Origin of the sequence: Mycobacterium sp. 050272, from assembly GCF_039023525.1 — a bacterium.
GTDB lineage: Bacteria > Actinomycetota > Actinomycetes > Mycobacteriales > Mycobacteriaceae > Mycobacterium.
The window spans coordinates 374,105-387,004 of the sequence record NZ_JBCHKV010000004.1 but is presented as its reverse complement, the minus strand read 5'-3'; the positions used below and the strand labels follow the sequence as shown (position 1 = coordinate 387,004).

The following is a 12,900-nucleotide window of genomic DNA, read 5'->3' as shown; positions in this document are numbered from 1 at the left end:
GGGCCTTAGTGTTTCGACTACTGCGCACCGAGCGCGGCACGCATTTCCGCCTCCGCGATCGCGTCAGCCAGGTCGGCGGGGTGCGGGCGTACGGTGACGTCGATTCGGTCGATACCGCCGGTGAACCGATAGTCGTGCCCGTACGGCGCGACCGGGGAGCCGGTGTCGGTGCCTACGTCCAGGGTCTCGCCACTCATCGAGAATCGAAACGGCACGGTCAGCTCGACCCGGCCGCCGGCCACCGCGGTCTCGTCGACGTGCAGCGACACCGATGCTCCCTTGCCGAACCCGCCGCCGTCGTAGTCGAATGAAAGTCCCAGCGTGACTTGGCCTTCCGGCAACGGAGCCGGCGCAGCGATCGTCGTCAGCGCATGACCCAGATAGTTGTAGGCGAAATGCGGAATGCCGTCCCGCAGGTACAGCGTCCACCCACCCATCGCCCCGCCGAGACAGATCACCACCCCATGCGCGCCGCCCGGCGGGATGCGCAACTGTGCGCGCAGTTCGAACGACGTGCTGGTGTAGCTCAGCGTCGCGGTTTCGGGAATGCGCACCTGACCGGCGTAATAGGTGACCGACGTACGATCCGCGAGCAGGCTGGGCCGGTTGGCGGGCAGCGCCCGGGCCAATGTCGCATCGTTGAGCGGGTAGACGTCGTATTTGCGCGCCTCGGCGTCGAATACGGCCTTGAGTTCGTTGAGCTTCTCCGGGTATCGGGTGGCCAGGTCGATACCTTGGCTGAAGTCCTCGGTGAGGTGGTAGAGCTCCCAGCGTTCGCTGTCGCCAAAATCCGTTTGGCGCTGGGTGCGGATCCACGGGAGCCGCCCATGGAAGCACGAGGCGATCCAACCGTGGTGATACACAGCACGATTGCCGAAGATCTCGAAATACTGCGTGGTGCGGCGGCTGGCCGCGGCGGCGTCGTCGAACGAGTACCGCATGCTGACACCCTCGATCGGCTTCTGCTCGACGCCGTTGACGCGGGTGGGCATGTCGATGCCGGCGGCGTCGAGGATGGTGGGGACGATGTCGATCACGTGATGGAATTGGCTGCGCTGCTCCCCCGTCGCGCTGATCCCCTGCGGCCAGGAGATGGCGAGACCGTTGCGGGTCCCGCCGAAGTGCGATGCCACTTGCTTCATCCACTGAAACGGCGCGTCGAGCGCCCAGGCCCAGCCGACGTTGTAGTGGTTCTCGCAACGGGGCGTGCCGAAGTCGGCCAGGTGCTCCAGCAGCCATTCGGGGTCTTCGGGCAGGCCGTTCTGGAACGCCGGCGAGCTCCACGCGCCGTGCAATGTTCCTTCCGCCGAGGCGCCATTGTCACCGCACACGTAGATGAATAACGTGTTCTCCCACTGGCCCAACTCGTCGATAGCGTCGATCAGCCGACCGACTTGGGCATCCGTATGCGCCAGGAAGCCCGCATAGACCTCCATCAGGCGTCGGGCCACCGGCTTGTACCGGTCGTCATAGTCCGCCCAGGCCGGTATTTGCTCGGGCCGCGGTGTCAGCTTCGCGGTCTCCGGAACGATTCCCATCTCGACTTGGCGCGCAAATATGCTTTCCCGCAACGCATCCCAGCCGTCGTCGAATTGGCCCGCGAAGCGCTGCGACCATTCCGGCCACACCTGGTGGGGGCTGTGTGTTGCTCCGGGCGCGAAGTAGACGAAGAACGGCTTCGACGGGGCGGAGCTGTTCTGTAACCGGATCCAGTCGATCGCCTTCGCCGCAAGGTCCTCGGTCAGGTGGTAATCGTCACGGCCGAGGTAGGGCTCAACAGGCGTGGTCTGGTCGTAGAGGGCCGGTTCGTATTGAGATGTATCACCGCCGAGAAAGCCGTAGAAGCGTTCAAACCCGAGTCCGGTGGGCCAGCGGTCGAACGGGCCGGCTGGGCCGGTTTCCCACGTCGGCGTGAAATGCGCCTTGCCGAATAACGCGGTGCCATAGCCGTTCATCCGCAGAATTTGCGCGATCGTGGCCGTGCTCAGCGGGATTACGCTGTCGTAGCCGGGAAAACCGTAGGCGATCTCGCAGATGGTGCCCATGTGCGCGCTGTGATGGTTGCGACCGGTCAACAGCGCAGCGCGCGTTGGTGAGCACAGGGCGGTGGTGTGAAATTGGTTGTACCGCAACCCAATATTGGCGACACGATCAAGCGACGGCGTCGGAACCGGGCCGCCGAATGTGGATGCGGCGCCAAATCCGACGTCGTCGAGCAGTACCACGACGACGTTCGGAGCACCGGGCGGTGGATAGGCGATCGATGTCGGGACGGCGGTGGATTCGGCTATCGATGGCTTGACGATTCCGGCGAATTCGTCTTCCACCCGCGGTAGGTCGACCATCGTGCCTCCCTGACTCGCGCCTGGCCGGCGATCATCGAAGTGAGTGAGTTATTTGGTCGGGCGAATTGACCGTAATGGGATGCGGGAGCGACCACAATTCGGACTGCAGAATTCACCGGAATTCGAGCCAGTCGCTAACGCCAGCCCCCACCAAGGTACTGAGCGCGGCAGGCCAGGCGCGCCAGCTTCCCACTGGTAGTGCGGGGAATGGCCCCGGCCGGCAACAAGCGCACGTCGGAAACGGTCAGGCCATGGCGATGCGACACCGCGGCCTTGATCGCCTCGATCGCCGGCTGCGGATCGTCGCGACTGGTGCCCGCCGCGCGCTCGGCGACGATCACCACGCCACCGTCGTCCGGCAGCGCGAAGGCCGTCACGTAGCCGCGTCGCACCATCGGCGACGCCTCGGCGGTGGTGGCCTCGATGTCCTGCGGGTAGTGATTGCGGCCGCCGACGACCACCAGGTCCGCGATGCGGCCGGCGACGTAGAGCTCGCCGTCCAAATACACGGCCAAGTCGCCGGTCCGCAGCCACCAGCGCTCGGCCGCCGACCCTTCGGCGCGGCTGCCCTCGGTCAGCCGCGACCGCAGGTGCGCGTGGAATGTCCGCTCGGTTTCTTCGGGGCGCCGCCAGTAGCCCCGGCCGACGTTGTCGCCCTGCAACCAGACTTCGCCAACGATGCCGTCGGGCAATTCGTCGGCGGTGTCGGGGTCGACGATCACCGCCCGCAGGCTACGAGCGGGCCGACCGCACGAAACGTGCGCCACCGCACCCGGCGCGTCCGCGCCGACCCGCACCGCGCGCCCCGCGCCCAGCTGCTCACGGTCGAGGTAGACCACCTTCGCCTCGGCGCTCGGCTCGATCGTGGAGATCAACAGCGTCGCCTCCGCGATGCCATACGACGGCTTGAATGCGGTGCGCGGCAACCCGTACGGCGCGAACGTCTTGTTGAACGTCGCGATCGCCTCGATGCTGACCGGTTCGGAGCCGATGATCAGCACGACATTGCTCAGATCGATGTCGTCGCCGGCCGCCGGCAGGCCGCGCTGTGCCGCCCACTCGTAGGCGAAGTTGGGTGCGGCGGTGACCACGTTGCCTTCCCTGGACCCCGCGGCCAACGCCTGGATCCACCGCTGCGGCCGGCGCACGAACGCGGTCGGCGACATCAGCGTGGAATGGCCGCCGTACACCGCGGGAAAGCCGATCATCGACAGTCCCATGTCGTGGTACAGCGGCAGCCAGCTCACCCCGTGGGTGTTCCGGTTCAGCAGATCGATCGACAGAATCATTTGGGTCAGATTGGTGCCCACGGCCCGGTGGGTGATTTCGACGCCGACCGGCGGCCGGGTCGAACCCGAGGTGTACTGCAAGTGGGAAACCCGGTCGATGTCCAGCTCGACGGGGACGAACGACTCCCCAACCGAGTCGGGGATCTGATCGATGACGACGACGTGCGGCTGGCGCAGCTGGGCGCACTCGGCCAGGAAGTCTTCGACTGCGTTTTTCGCCGCGGAGGTCGTCAACACCACGGTCGGCTCGGAATCGCGCAGTGCCGTCTCCAGGCGCTCGGCATGGCCCGGCAGCTCGGGTGCGAACAACGGCACCGCGATGGTGCCCGCCTTGACCGCGGCGTAGAAGCCGGCGACGTAGTCGAGGCCCTGCGGCGCCAAAATCGCCACCCGGTCGCCATCGCCCGCGAACCGCTGGATGCGTCCGGCGATGGCTTCCAATCGGACACCCAGTTGGGCCCAGGTCACTTCGAGGGTGTGGCCTTGCGCGCGGGAGTGGTCCAGGTAGCGGTAGGCAATGGAATCGCCGACATTGTCTACGTTGCGCTCGATCAGAGAAATCAACGTGGTTCCCGGCGGCAACGAGATCTCGCCATTGGCGTTCAGGCAATCCTCTATTCGTAGCAGGCCTTTTGGAGCCACGGAGTCCTGTCGGGAACCGTCATCCATACCCGCAGTCTAGGTGGGCCGCGATACCGCGCTTCGGATCCGGCCGTCGGCTAGAGTCCGAGTCGACACCGCCGCGGGGGCCTTGAGGAGCAACCGTGGACTCTCCCGATCAACACCCCGAGACGCGCGAGGCCGCACTGGCCCGAGTGCTCGCTTATCGCGCTCAGTGGCGGGCCAAGGCGATGGCGGTTCGGGTGAGCCTTGCCGTGCTGGGCGGCGTGCTGCTCGTCGCGTCCATTCCGCTGATCGTGTTACTCCCCGAAGTCGGGATCCCCGGGCTGCTGGTCGCGTTCCGCTTGCTCGCGGTCGAAGCGCTGTGGGCCGCGCGCGCCTATGCGTGGACGGATTGGCGCTTTTCCCAACTGCAGCACTGGTTCCATCGCCAGTCCCGCGGTGTCCGTGCCGTCATCGTCGTGAGCCTGATTCTGCTGGCGGTGGCAATCGTCGTTGTCTTTGTCTACGAGTTCATTTAAGGCCACGCGGCGGCAACCAATCTAGAGTTACCTAAGCGTTTCCACTATTCAACGAGCGCACGACGCGGGCGCAGCAGCGCGGTTAAGGGCGGGCCGATGACGACCACGAAAGAACAACATGTCGGGCGTCGCGGCCTCATGCAGCGACTCACGATGCTGTGCGTCCGGTATGTCGAACGCTTGATGCCCGACCCGTATTTGTTCGCCGTCATTCTGACGCTGATCGTGGTCGGACTTGTCGCGCTGCTCGTCCGGGGCGCGACACCCACCGGGGTGCTCAAAGCGTGGTACGGCGGAGTGTGGGGCGCGCAGAACATCTTCACCTTCGCGTTCCAAATGGTGCTGATCCTGGTCACGGGTTACACGCTGGCCGAGGCACCCGTCGTGAAACGGGCCATCATCGCACTGGCCAGTAAACCGAAGAATCAGGTGCAGGGAGCCCTGCTGTGCTTCGGTGTCAGTAGCCTCTTCTCGCTGTTGAACTGGGGACTGGGCCTGGTGGCAGGTGCACTGGTCGCGCGACAGGTCGCAAAGCGGCTCCCCCACGTGCATTTCGGTTACCTGATCGCGACCGGGTTTATGGGCTACCTGGTTTGGACGCAGGGCTTGTCGTCGTCGATCGCGTTGGCCAACACCGATACGACCAGCCCCATCAACGTGATTCACAAGATGACCGGACTGATCGTGCCGCTGAAGTTGACGATCTTTCAGCCCTACAGCTGGGTCGCCGTCATCGCGATGGTGGCGCTGGTCGCCGCCACGATCTGGCGGATGGAACCCGATGAAAGTCTGGAACCCGACCCGGCGGTGTTCGGCGAAGAGCCGGTACCGGATCCGCCGCAGGGTCCACCGACGTTCGCCGAGCGGCTGGAGGGCCTCTGGATTCTCAACGTCCTCGTATTCGCCTCTGGCATAACGTATTTCGTGGTGAGCGGTTTCGCGCTGAACATCTCGTCGATGATCATGTTGTTCACCGTCACCAGTGCGTTGCTGCATGGCACGCCGATTCGCTTTATCCGCGCGTTTTCCGGCGCGGCGAAAGTGTCAGGCCCATTACTGCTGCAATATCCCCTGTACGGCGGAATCGCCGGCCTGCTGGGTTATTTGCCTGCGGGATCCGGTCGCGCGCTGCAGACGGTGCTCGCCGAGGCCCTAGTACGCGGCGCCGATCAGTACACGCTGCCGTTTCTGACATTCGTTGGCTCCGTTATCATTTCGCTGTTCGTCCCGTCCGGCGGCGGGCACTGGGCGGTGCAGGGGCCGATCGCGGTGGGTTCGGCACTGGCCATCGGCCAGCACTCGCCGGCCTACCTGGGACTGATCTCGATGTCGGTCGCCGTCGGCGAGGGTGTCGCCAACATGATTCAGCCGTTCTGGCTATTGCCGGTGCTGGCGATCGCGAAGCTCAACGTGCGTCAGGTGATGGGCTTTACGGTGATCGCGTTCCTGATCGGTTTCGCGGTCGCCGGCGCAGCGGTCCTGATCGCGCCCCACGTCTTGTGAAGCCGACGCGTCTTTCACCGACTGCGCGGGTGGCCGCCGCGTATCGCATGATCGCCGAGGCCGACCGGCCCGAGGTCTGGATCACGCTGCGCGAGCAGGCCGACGTGCGCGACGATGCCGTGGCCGTCGAACACCGCCTCGCCGCGGGTGAGCGGTTGCCCCTGGCGGGGCTGGTGGTCGCCGTCAAGGACAACATCGACGTGGCGGGTCTACCGACCACCGCGGGATGCCGCGAGTTCGCCTACCAGCCGGCGGCCACGGCGGTCGCCATCGAACGACTCCGCGAAGCCGGGGCCGTCGTGCTCGGTAAGACGAATCTCGACCAATTCGGTTGCGGATTGGCCGGCACCCGCAGTCCCTATGGCGCCGTTCGTAATTCGCGTCATCCGGACTTGGCCTCAGGAGGGTCGAGTTCTGGTTCCGCCGTCGCCGTGGCGCTGGGCATCGCCGATATCGGCATCGGCACCGACACTGCCGGATCGATTCGAGTCCCCGCCGCGCTCAACGGTCTGGTCGGCATCAAACCCACCCTGGGGATCATCCCCACCCATGGGGTTGTCCCGGCTTGCGCGAGCTACGACGCCGTCTGCGTGCTGGCGGACGACCTCGCGCTGGCCGAAACCGCGGTCGCCGTGATGGCCGGACCCGACCCGCGCGATCCGCGCAGCCGCCCGTGGCCCGCCGATGTTCGCCTCGCGGCGCCGGACGCCCCACGGCTGGCGATCCCGGAAGCCGCGAACCTCACCGCGCTGTGCCCCGGCTACCGCGAGGCGTTCGCACAGTCCGTGCGTCGTGCGATCCACGCCGGGTGCAGCGTCGCGCCCGTCGACATCTCCCTGCTGCTGGATGCCGCGTTGCTGCTGTATGACGGCGCGATCGTCGCCGAACGCTATGCGGCGGTCGGCGAATTCCTGGAGACCGCACCGGCGAGCGCGGATCCCGTCGTCGCATCGATCATTACCTCGGCGCGCGAAGTCACCGGCCCAGCGTTCGCCGCTGACCTGGACACGCTGGTGCGGGCGCGGGCCGATGCTGGTTGCCTGCTCGCCGGTTTCGACGCATTGCTGCTGCCCACCACCACCGAACATCCCACGCGCAGTGAGGTAAGCGCTGATCCCGTCGGGATCAGCCGTCGCATGGGCACGTATACCAATTTCTGCAATCTGCTCGACATGGCCGCGGTCACCGTGCCCGTCGCGCCGGCGCCTGCGGGGTCTCCGTTCGGCGTGACGATCGTGGTCCCCGCCTTCAACGACCAGATCGCTGCCGATATCGGCGCGCGACTGATCGGCACCGCTTCGGAACTGTTGGTGCGCAGCGGCGTCGAACTGGCGGTGTTCGGACAGCCACTGCACCGGCCGCTGCAGCGGCTCGGCGCCCGGTTCGTCGAACACATCCGGACAGCCGACGGCCGGACGGGTGAATTGTTCCGGATCTCCGAAGCCGGCCTGGGCAATTTGGTTGCCACCCTGCCCGCGTCGATGGCCGTGACCAATCTCGAACTCAAGGACGGCCGCACGGTCACCGGTGTGATCGGCTGAGGCTGGCGAAAATGTTGGTAGCGAGCTACATCCAGAGCTTCGCCAACGAGTCGGTCAAGGCTTCCGGGATCTGGTCGTCGGTGTTGCAGCTGACCGCGATGGCTGTCTGCCGGTCCTTGCTGACGCGGAAAGCGGTGACGAAGCCGGGTGCGGCGCCGTCGTGGTCGAGCGTGCCGTCGGCCTTGATGTAGATCCCGGCGCCGTAATGCACGGGGATGCCGGGCCCGATCTCCACCGCCCCCGCCAGCTGCGCCTGCAGTAGCTTGGGCCCACCCACGCGACCGGTTCGGTAGTTGTCGCCCCACTGCACCAGCTGGCTGGGAGAGGCTTGGACCGCCCCGTCGCCGATCTGTTCCCAGGCCGAAGCGGTCATCCGATATCCGTCGCTGCCGCCGGCGTAGGCGACAGCCTTATGCGGAACGTTCCCGACGGGATCCATCACCATCCCCAGGCCGAGCGGACCGAAGATTTCCGTGCTGAGGAATTGCGGCAGCGGCGTGCCCGACACCCGGTGCACGATCTCGCCGAGCAATAAATAGTTGGAGTCGGAGTACCGGAATTGGCTGCCTGGCTGGTAATTCAGTTTTGGCACCGCCGCCACCGCCTGCAGCGCTTGCTCCTGCGTGGTCCGGTCACTGACCGCGAACCCCTGCTTTACCAGCAGCCCTTCGTACTCGGGAATGCCGCTGGTTTGGTGGATCAATTGGGTGATCGTGACGGTGGCGGCCCATTTGGGGAATTCCGGTAGGTGCTGGGCGAGTGTGTCGTTGAGGGCCAGCTTTCCCGCATCGGCGAGTAACAGGGCGGCGGTGGCGGTGAACTGCTTGGATACCGAGCCGATGTCGAACACGGTGTCGGGGGTGATCTGGTCGCCGGTCGCGGTGTCGGCAACGCCGCGCACTCCGGTCCACACGACGGTGCCTTTGGAACCCACGGCGGCCGAGCAGCCCGGCCCCGCGGCGTTGACCGCGTCGTCGAGCACCCGCTGACTGTTGGTTTTGATCAGCGAGTTGTCATTCGAAGTGACGGCGCTGCTGGTAGACGTGGGCGGTTTCGACGCAGGGGTGACGGTCACCTTGTCGCAGCTGCACAGCGATAACACGACCGCGCACAACACCAGTGACACTCGCGTCCTCCGATGGGGCCGCCGCGCTACACCACGACCACCCGGAACCCGCACACGGTGAGTATGCACGTGAGACAGCCGGTGTGTGCCGGATTTCACCGGCCTCGACACCCGCGTCGACGCAGGTCCGCACCCCGGGACCGGGCCCATCGCGGTGGCGGTAGGGTACGCGGCTATGTCAGGTCGCAAATTTTCGTTTGAGGTCAATCGGACCTGTAGTGCGCCTGCCGCAACCGTGTTCCGGCTGCTGGCGGACGGGGCCAATTGGTCGAGCTGGGCCAAGCCGATCGTGCTGCGCTCGAGCTGGGCGCGCCAAGGTGATCCGGCGCCGGGTGGGGTCGGCGCGATTCGTCAGATCGGGGTGCCTCCGATCCTGGCGCGTGAGGAGATCGTCGAGTACGAGCAGGATCGCCGGCAGGTCTACAAGCTGGTGGGGCCATCGCCGGCAAAGGATTACCGGGGCGAGGTGGTGTTGACGCCCAACGCGGCCGGCGGCACCGACATCCGCTGGTCGGGATCGTTCGTCGAGAGGATTCGCGGAACCGGGCCGGCGACGCGCGCGGCGCTGGGCGGCGCGGTCAAGCTTCTGGCGGATCGCCTTGTGAAGGCGGCCGAGCGCTGACCTGACGGCGCACGCTAGGGGTCGTTGGCCTGTTGTTCGGTCAGCTGCGCCTGCTGCATGTCTTGCTCGAACTGCTGTTGTGCCGCTTCGTTCTGTTGCTCGGCTTGCTGCTCGGACAACAGCAACTGCTGCTGAGCCAATTGCTGCTGTAGTTGCGCCTGGTCGTCGTTGTCGTCGGCGGTGAAGCGCACGTGGCCGGATGTGCCGTTAGTGGCCGGCACGTGTGCCGCGTCGACGAATGCCGTCATCGCGATGCCCGCGACCCCGGCGAAGACGACTCGCATGAACTGGTGGTGCCCAGGGGTGCTCATGCTCCAGGTATGCGCCGCGTTGTTAGCTCTGCGCTGGGAGGCGGCTGGTGCCGCATTATGAAATCCGGCGCTGTCAGTTGCGCCGATGTTTGTCGGCCCGCTCCGCAACTATTAAGCTGGGCTAAGTGATTGACGTCGTCATCGCCGGTGGCGGTCCCAACGGGCTGATGCTGGCCGGCGAACTGGCATTGAACGGGATCCGTCCGGTGGTGCTGGACCCGATGCCCGGCCCTAACCCCATGCGGCGTGCCAACGGCGTTATCGGGCAGGGGGTTCGGATCCTCGACCATCGCGGCCTCTATGGCGCCCTCGCGGGAACCTCGGACCCGCCCCGGCTCAACCCTCGCCCGATGTTCGCGGCCTTCCCGTTGGATCTCACGTCGATGATCGACTCGCAGGTCTTCCTGCTGCCCGTCCAGCAACCCAAGTTGGTTCAGGCGCTTGCCGATCGGGCGGACCAGCACGACGTCGACCTTCGGTGGGGTCACGCGCTGATCGGTTTCGACCAGGACGCCGCCGCTGTCACGGTGGACGTCGCCGGGCCCGGCGGAACCTATGCGCTGCGCACCAAGTACCTGATCGGCGCCGACGGTGGCACCAGCATGACGCGCAAGCTGGCCGGCATCGATTTCCCCGGGATGTCGTCGTATGACCTCGTCGCCCGGATGGGATTCGACGTACTGCCGCCCGCCGACTGGATCGACCCGGTCAGCGGCGGGCTGGACGTCCCCGGGTTCGGCCGGGTGCCCCCGCTGCAGTTCCATCGGGCCGATCACGGTGTTTTCGCCTACGGCGCGCTCGGTGGCCGCGCGGCGATGATCGTCTTCGAGCTGGACGCAGCGGCCCGCGAAGAACCCCTGGACGACGCCGACGACCAACCGCCGATGAGCCTGGCCGAACTGGAGGCCAGCGCCAAGCGGGTGCTCGGTGCCGACGTGCCGCTGCGGGCCGTGTCCCCCGACGCAGCGCCGGATCTGCGCAGGTTCTGCGGGATCAACTCCAGAATCGCGTCGCGGTATCGGGCGGGACGGGTGATCCTGGTCGGCGACGCCGCGCACGTCCACTCCCCGATGGGCGGCCCGGGGCTCAATCTGGGCCTGCAGGATGCGGTGAATCTCGGCTGGAAGCTTGCCGCGGTCCTGCGTGGGCGCGTCGAGCCCGAACTGCTGACGACCTACGAAGCCGAACGCCGGCCCGCGGCAGAGCGCGTCATCATGCACAGCCGCGCGCAGCTGGCACTCGTGCGGCCCGGGCCCGAGGTCACCGCCCTGCGGCAACTGTTTTCCGAACTGCTCACCGATTCCGACATCGCGCGCCGCCTGAGCAACCTGATATCCGGGGCCGAAAACCGTTACAGCGCAGACCCGCAGGCACATCCGCTGACCGGACACTGGGTGCCGGAGTTCGGCGTCAGCAACGGCGGCCAGACGCGACGCGTGGCGGAGCTGGCCCGCACCGGACTCCCCCTGCTGATCGATCTCACCGAGGCCGGCTGCGTGGCCGCCGCGGTCACCGACGCCGCCGACCAGCTCACCGTCGCTGTCGGACGGCCCGATGGCGAGGTGTCGGCCACCGCACTGTTGGTGCGCCCCGACGGCTACGTGGCGTGGGCATCGTCGGCGGCGTTGCCCGATGTCGCCGAACTTCGCCGGGCGCTCGCGCGCTGGTTCGGGCTGTGCGCGACTACGCCTTCGAGTTGAGCTCGTCCTGGTACTTCTTGGTCATGTGCTCGACGGCCTGATTCTGCGACTCCGCCAGCCCTTCGCGCGCTTCGCTGGCCCGCGCGGCCGCATCGAGCGTCGGCTGCGCAAGACCCTGGAAGTGCGGCATCACCTCGGCGGCGAACAATTCGGCAGACCGTTTGGTGGCCGCCGGATTGGCCCACTCGTGGCCCATCTGCAGCATGCAGCCGAAGCCGCCGGACTGGTCCCACATCCGCTGCACCTGCGCCCGCGCCCGCTCCGGGGTGCCGATCACGCCCGCCCTGTTCTCGTTGATGACGTCGATCATCTCGTCGATCTGCTCGCCCGGCATGGTCATCTGCGGGAACGCGGCCACTTTCTGGAAGTACCGGAACCACGGCTCGAGGCCGAACTTCACGTCCTCGCGCGCCTGCTTGTCGGTTTCGGCGATATGGAACGGCCCGACCAGGCTCCAGTTCCGGCGATCGACCTCAGTGCCGAACACCGCGGCGCGTTCTTCGACGATGTCCCAGTGATATTGCAGCGCGTTGAAGCCCTCGATGGTCAACGTCGCGCCGATGGACAGCAGGCCGATGCCGTGCCGGCCGGCCAGCCGTGCGCCCGTCGGGGAAGCGACCGCGGCCACCGCCAGTGGCACCCCGCCGTCGGAGTACGGGGCAAGCTGCAGCTTGGCGTTGTGGAGTTCATGCGTGGGTGTCTTGGCGCTCACCGTTTCCCCCCGCAGCAGCCGGACCACGATGTCGAGGTTGGTGTCCAACAACTCCCGGGTGTCGGTCGGGGTCAGCCCGATCATCGACGAATCGCTGGGCAGCGAGCCGGGGCCCACCCCACCGATCACTCGGCCATGGGTGAGGTGGTCCAGCATCATCAGCCGGTCGGCGACCCACAGCGGGTTGTGATACGAGAGCGAGATGACCCCGGTACACAGCTTGATCCGCTTGGTTCGTTCCGCGGCGGCGGCGATGAAGATCTCCGGCGACGCGATGATTTCGCTGCCGGCCGAGTGGTGTTCGCCGATCCACGCTTCATCGAAGCCGAGGGCGTCGAGGTGTTGGACGAACTCGAGGTCGCGCTGGATGGCCAACGTCGGATTGGTGCCCGCGCGGTGGAACGGCGCGATGAAGTATCCGAACCTGAGCTTCGCCATCGAAGGTCTCCTTGCTGACGCGTTGCGGAGAACCATAACTCAGGCCGGCGAGCCTCAAAATAGATCAGCGGCGCGACAGCGTGGATTGTCTCAACCGCCGCGTTTTTGGTTGCTCAGCCGAGGGGGCCAGATCGACATAACCCCCTCGGCTACCCCGAGCAAGTCCTAGTC

The 12,900-nt window shown here is 66.3% G+C and carries 10 protein-coding genes; 5 read left to right on the top strand and 5 right to left on the bottom strand.

The window, feature by feature from the left end; genetic code table 11:
• Positions 1-17 precede the first annotated feature (17 nt).
• Positions 18-2,345 carry an arylsulfatase gene (locus tag AAHS21_RS11780; RefSeq protein WP_342927829.1) on the bottom strand — a complete coding sequence of 776 codons (2,328 nt, stop codon included), beginning with the start codon at positions 2,343-2,345 and terminating at the stop codon, positions 18-20.
• 134 nt (positions 2,346-2,479) lie between these two features.
• Positions 2,480-4,303, bottom strand: coding sequence for a fatty acyl-AMP ligase (locus AAHS21_RS11775; RefSeq protein WP_342927828.1), 1,824 nt, complete (start codon positions 4,301-4,303; stop codon positions 2,480-2,482).
• A gap of 95 nt (positions 4,304-4,398) precedes the next feature.
• On the opposite strand from AAHS21_RS11775, the gene AAHS21_RS11770 reads away from it, so the two are divergent.
• From AAHS21_RS11770 to AAHS21_RS11760, 3 genes are all read left to right on the top strand, one after another.
• A complete protein-coding gene (locus AAHS21_RS11770) occupies positions 4,399-4,776 on the top strand; it encodes a hypothetical protein (protein ID WP_342927827.1) in 378 nt (125 codons plus the stop codon).
• Between the two features lie 96 nt (positions 4,777-4,872).
• The gene (locus AAHS21_RS11765; RefSeq protein WP_342927826.1) at positions 4,873-6,279 is read left to right on the top strand and encodes a TIGR00366 family protein; all 1,407 of its coding nucleotides are present in this window, start codon (positions 4,873-4,875) and stop codon (positions 6,277-6,279) included.
• Complete coding sequence (locus tag AAHS21_RS11760) at positions 6,276-7,820, top strand: allophanate hydrolase (RefSeq protein ID WP_342927825.1); 1,545 nt, start codon at positions 6,276-6,278, stop codon at positions 7,818-7,820. The genes AAHS21_RS11765 and AAHS21_RS11760 overlap by 4 nt, the downstream gene beginning before the upstream one ends.
• Before the next feature lie 25 nt (positions 7,821-7,845).
• Here the strand turns inward: AAHS21_RS11760 and AAHS21_RS11755 are convergent, their stop codons facing one another.
• The gene (locus AAHS21_RS11755) at positions 7,846-8,895 is read right to left on the bottom strand and encodes a serine hydrolase domain-containing protein (protein ID WP_342927912.1); all 1,050 of its coding nucleotides are present in this window, start codon (positions 8,893-8,895) and stop codon (positions 7,846-7,848) included.
• Positions 8,896-9,121: 226 nt separating this feature from the next.
• On the opposite strand from AAHS21_RS11755, the gene AAHS21_RS11750 reads away from it, so the two are divergent.
• Positions 9,122-9,568 carry an SRPBCC family protein gene (locus AAHS21_RS11750; protein ID WP_342927824.1) on the top strand — a complete coding sequence of 149 codons (447 nt, stop codon included), beginning with the start codon at positions 9,122-9,124 and terminating at the stop codon, positions 9,566-9,568.
• A 14-nt stretch (positions 9,569-9,582) separates the two neighbouring features.
• Here AAHS21_RS11750 and AAHS21_RS11745 read toward each other — a convergent pair whose 3' ends face one another.
• Positions 9,583-9,879 (bottom strand): hypothetical protein, encoded by a 297-nt coding sequence (locus tag AAHS21_RS11745; protein ID WP_342927823.1) that lies wholly within the window; start codon positions 9,877-9,879, stop codon positions 9,583-9,585.
• 125 nt (positions 9,880-10,004) lie between these two features.
• Between AAHS21_RS11745 and AAHS21_RS11740 the strand changes: the two genes are divergently transcribed.
• Positions 10,005-11,579 carry an FAD-dependent monooxygenase gene (locus tag AAHS21_RS11740; RefSeq protein WP_342927822.1) on the top strand — a complete coding sequence of 525 codons (1,575 nt, stop codon included), beginning with the start codon at positions 10,005-10,007 and terminating at the stop codon, positions 11,577-11,579.
• On the opposite strand, the gene AAHS21_RS11735 is transcribed toward AAHS21_RS11740, so the two are convergent.
• Positions 11,563-12,729, bottom strand: coding sequence for an LLM class flavin-dependent oxidoreductase (locus AAHS21_RS11735; RefSeq protein WP_342927821.1), 1,167 nt, complete (start codon positions 12,727-12,729; stop codon positions 11,563-11,565). The genes AAHS21_RS11740 and AAHS21_RS11735 overlap by 17 nt on opposite strands.
• Between the last annotated feature and the right edge of the window lie 171 nt (positions 12,730-12,900).

What these genes read in the sequence shown, in the direction of transcription:
- AAHS21_RS11735 (WP_342927821.1), bottom strand. Translation starts at nt 12,729, where the DNA reads ATGGCGAAGCTCAGGTTCGGATACTTCATCGCGCCGTTCCACCGCGCG.
- AAHS21_RS11745 (WP_342927823.1), bottom strand. Translation starts at nt 9,879, where the DNA reads ATGAGCACCCCTGGGCACCACCAGTTCATGCGAGTCGTCTTCGCCGGG.
- AAHS21_RS11780 (WP_342927829.1), bottom strand. Translation starts at nt 2,345, where the DNA reads ATGGTCGACCTACCGCGGGTGGAAGACGAATTCGCCGGAATCGTCAAG.
- AAHS21_RS11775 (WP_342927828.1), bottom strand. Translation starts at nt 4,303, where the DNA reads ATGGATGACGGTTCCCGACAGGACTCCGTGGCTCCAAAAGGCCTGCTA.
- AAHS21_RS11750 (WP_342927824.1), top strand. Translation starts at nt 9,122, where the DNA reads ATGTCAGGTCGCAAATTTTCGTTTGAGGTCAATCGGACCTGTAGTGCG.
- AAHS21_RS11765 (WP_342927826.1), top strand. Translation starts at nt 4,873, where the DNA reads ATGACGACCACGAAAGAACAACATGTCGGGCGTCGCGGCCTCATGCAG.